The following is a 3,507-nucleotide window of genomic DNA, read 5'->3' as shown; positions in this document are numbered from 1 at the left end:
CTCGTAGTCCCTGACGAGCTACCGGCCGCCCTCCGCTTCATCCCATCGCGACGCCGCGCAAGTGCAAAATCAATGGGGCGTGGCCGCCGCTTACAATGAACCGCTCCGGCGAGAAAGACCTCCATCCACGCGCCAAAATCCCCGGGTGGATGAGGGAGAGGTTCACTGATGTCACTCAAAAATCCGGTGCAGTAGCGTGCCAGACGCTCCACGACGAGAAAGATCCGCATCACCGCCCAAGAAGGCACGCCCCGCCGGAGAGCCGGAAGCCGGGATTGCAGCTCCACCGGTTGCCGGATCGGTCGAGATAGGCGGTCTCCGGCAGATCGATGGCCACGCAGGTGCCGCTCAGCGGCTCGTATGTACGCTCACAGCGCCAGCCCGATCCGTGAGCTGCCGGGTCAAAGAAGGCGTTCGCCGGCAAGTCAACGGCGTCGCATTGCTCGTCGATCCTTACAAAACCTCGCTCGAAAGCCCAGGCGGCACCATAGCTTGCGTTGGTCAGATATGCGAGGCGCTCCTGCTTGCGATGAACGATCACGGGCTTCTGCCAGAGCACGAGATCGTGGGCGTCCTCCGCGACGCAGCGGCGACCCATGAGAACGCCGTCGGCACCGAAACCGAAACAGAGAGGCCCCGGGCCGTCGCAGACTTGATCAACGCAATCATCGCAGGCGATAACTTGGCTTCAAGCTTCAACAATGGGCGGGAGCATGTATGGATGTGCATTGATGGAAAGCAGAAAGATATTCTTTGAGGCGCTATTGTAGAACCCCTGCTGAGCCATCATTTCAATAGTATTGGCGCTCCAGTATGGCGAGTGCCAATGAACTTCCGAACATCGCCATGCTCCCTTGAACATCTGAAGAAGGAGCACTTAAGTGTCGTTCACTCCACTCCACGACCGGGTCCTCGTCCGCCGCATCGAAGGCGACGCGAAGACATCGGGCGGGCTTATCATCCCTGACACCGCAAAAGAGAAGCCGCAGGAAGGTGAGATCGTTGCAGTCGGCGCCGGCGCAAACGACGAGGACGGCGACCGCATCGCCATGGTTGTCGAAGTCGGCGACCGGGTCCTGTTCGGAAAATGGTCAGGAACCGAAATCAAACTCGATGGCGAAGATCTCATGATCATGAAGGAGAGCGACATTCTCGGCGTCATGGCCTGACCCCGACAGCGACGCCGAAATTTCATACTCAGGAGCACCCGATCATGTCCGCCAAAGACGTCAGATTCAGTACCGATGCCCGCGACCGCATGCTGAAAGGCATCAACACGCTGGCCAACGCCGTCAAAGTTACCCTGGGCCCCAAGGGCCGGAACGTCATCATCGACAAATCCTGGGGCGCCCCGCGCATCACTAAAGACGGTGTGACCGTCGCCAAGGAAATCGAGCTGTCGGATCATTTCGAGAATATGGGCGCGCAGATGGTCAAGGAGGTCGCGCAGCGCACCAATGACGAGGCTGGCGACGGCACCACGACCGCGACCGTGCTCGCCCATGCGATTGTCCGGGAGGGCATGAAGTCGGTCGCGGCTGGTATGAATCCGATGGATCTCAAGCGCGGGATCGACAAAGCCGTCGCTGCGGTTGTGGCCGAGATCAAGACCATGTCCCGGCCCGTCGGCGACAGCGACGAGATCGCGAAGGTCGGCGCCATTTCGGCCAACGGTGAGGTCGCGATCGGTCGGCAAATCGCAGATGCGATGGCCAAGGTCGGCAATGAAGGCGTAATCACCGTCGAAGAAAACAAGGGACTGGAGACCGAGACCGAAGTGGTCGAGGGCATGCAGTTCGACCGCGGCTACCTTAGCCCCTATTTCATTACGAACGCTCAGAAGATGGTCGCCGAGCTGGATGACTGCGTCATCCTGCTGCACGAAAAGAAACTGACCTCTCTGGCATCCATGGTGCCGCTGCTGGAGGCTGTGATTCAGGCCGACAAGCAACTGCTGATCGTGGCCGAGAACGTCGAGGGCGAGGCGCTGGCGACACTGGTCGTCAACAAGCTGCGCGGCGGGTTGAAGGTCGCGGCCGTCAAGGCACCGGGCTTCGGAGACCGCCGCAAGGCGATGATGGAAGACATTGCCGTGCTGACGGGCGGTCAGGTGATTTCCGCAGAGATGGGCACCAAGCTCGAGAAGGTCACAATGGACATGCTCGGCGCGGCGAAGAAGGTCTCGATCACCAAGGATGACACGACGATCATTGACGGTGCCGGCGACAAAAGCGCAATCGCGGCGCGCGTCACGCAGATCCGGATGCAGATCGAGGAGACGACGTCGGACTACGACAAGGAAAAGTTGCAGGAGCGGCTGGCCAAACTTGCCGGCGGCATTGCCGTGATCCGGGTCGGCGGGGCAACCGAGATCGAGGTGAAGGAGCGCAAGGACCGCGTCGACGATGCGCTGAATGCCACCCGCGCTGCGGTTCAGGAAGGTGTCGTGCCCGGTGGCGGCGTGGCCCTGGTTCATGCCGGCAAGGTGCTGGCGTCGCTGAAGGGAGAGAACAGTGATCAAGTTGCCGGCATCAAGATCGTCCGCCGTGCGCTTCAGGCACCGCTGCGCCAGATTGCCGGAAATGCCGGGGTCGACGGATCGGTCGTTGTTGGCAAGGTGATCGAGAACGACAGCTCGAGCTTCGGTTTTGACGCGCAGGCCGAGGAATACGTCGACATGCTGAAGGCCGGTGTCATTGATCCGACGAAAGTCGTCCGGATCGCTCTCGAAAACGCCGCGTCCATTGCCGGGCTATTGATCACGACGGAAGCGATGGTCGCGCAAAAGCCCGAGAAGGCCGGCGCCGGCAGCGAAATGTCCGACATGGGTGGAATGGACGGAATGATGTGAACGGCAGCGTCCCGCGGGCAGGAGCCCCGGGACACCAACCCAAAGTGTTGATGGAAACAAACACCGATCCCTGCGTCAGAAAAACTCAGGACCAGGAGGATTCCTTGAACAGCACAACTTGGCTCCCAGCATGAGCCGCAGAGCGAACTGCTGGAACAATGCCGTCGTCGAGGGCTTCTTCAACCTGCTCAAACGCGAACGTATCCGCCGCAGAAAATACAAAACACGCGAAGAAGCGTGCGGCGACGTTTTCGATTACGTCGAGTTTTTCTACAACCCGCAGCGCAAACACGTTAGAAACGGCATGCTGTCACCGATCGCCTTCGAACAGCAGCAGAAACTGAAGCTGCAAGGCGTCTAGCAAATTGGGGGCTATTCACTGAAATGGTACAGAGTGTCCACGGTTTCGTCCGAAGTCAGTACAGCACGACACTCTTCGCGCCGCTTGCACAAATTTAGGGCGCGGTCCATCTTGGCTTCGAACGATCTATGCTGATCTCGCCGAGATCTCCTCGGAGTTCTTCGCCTTAGTCAACAGCGTTTCTGCTGTTGGATTGGGTCAACGTCGAGTTCGCCCCGAAATCAGAGAGGTTGTGCCCAAGGCATGAACTCCGGTCCAAGACTTGCAATCGTGCTCTGAATCGCGCGAGGCGGCA

General features: G+C 59.5%; 4 protein-coding genes and 1 pseudogene. 4 read left to right on the top strand and 1 reads right to left on the bottom strand.

Translation table 11 applies throughout. The annotated features are described in order from the left end of the window. Positions 1 to 229 precede the first annotated feature (229 nt). Positions 230 to 598: a hypothetical protein gene (locus tag ACSSV4_RS22970; RefSeq protein WP_454277307.1), complete on the bottom strand. Its 369-nt coding sequence runs from the start codon at positions 596 to 598 to the stop codon at positions 230 to 232. Between ACSSV4_RS22970 and ACSSV4_RS22965 the strand changes: the two genes are divergently transcribed. The 4 genes and pseudogenes from ACSSV4_RS22965 to ACSSV4_RS22950 form a co-directional block, all read left to right on the top strand. Next, complete coding sequence (locus ACSSV4_RS22965) at positions 530 to 757, top strand: hypothetical protein (protein ID WP_454277306.1); 228 nt, start codon at positions 530 to 532, stop codon at positions 755 to 757. The genes ACSSV4_RS22970 and ACSSV4_RS22965 overlap by 69 nt on opposite strands. Before the next feature lie 124 nt (positions 758 to 881). Further along, positions 882 to 1,169: a co-chaperone GroES gene (locus ACSSV4_RS22960; RefSeq protein WP_454277305.1), complete on the top strand. Its 288-nt coding sequence runs from the start codon at positions 882 to 884 to the stop codon at positions 1,167 to 1,169. A gap of 44 nt (positions 1,170 to 1,213) precedes the next feature. Continuing rightward, entirely contained in the window at positions 1,214 to 2,851 is a 1,638-nt protein-coding gene (gene groL / locus ACSSV4_RS22955) for a chaperonin GroEL (RefSeq protein WP_454277304.1), read from the top strand. Positions 2,852 to 2,951: 100 nt separating this feature from the next. Then, a pseudogene (locus tag ACSSV4_RS22950) lies at positions 2,952 to 3,212 on the top strand (IS3 family transposase); the annotation flags it as partial. Positions 3,213 to 3,507: the final 295 nt, after the last annotated feature.

Source organism: Roseovarius sp. MBR-154, from assembly GCF_053628595.1.
Note: the sequence above shows the minus strand (reverse complement) of the source record. Positions and strands in the feature narration are given on the sequence as shown.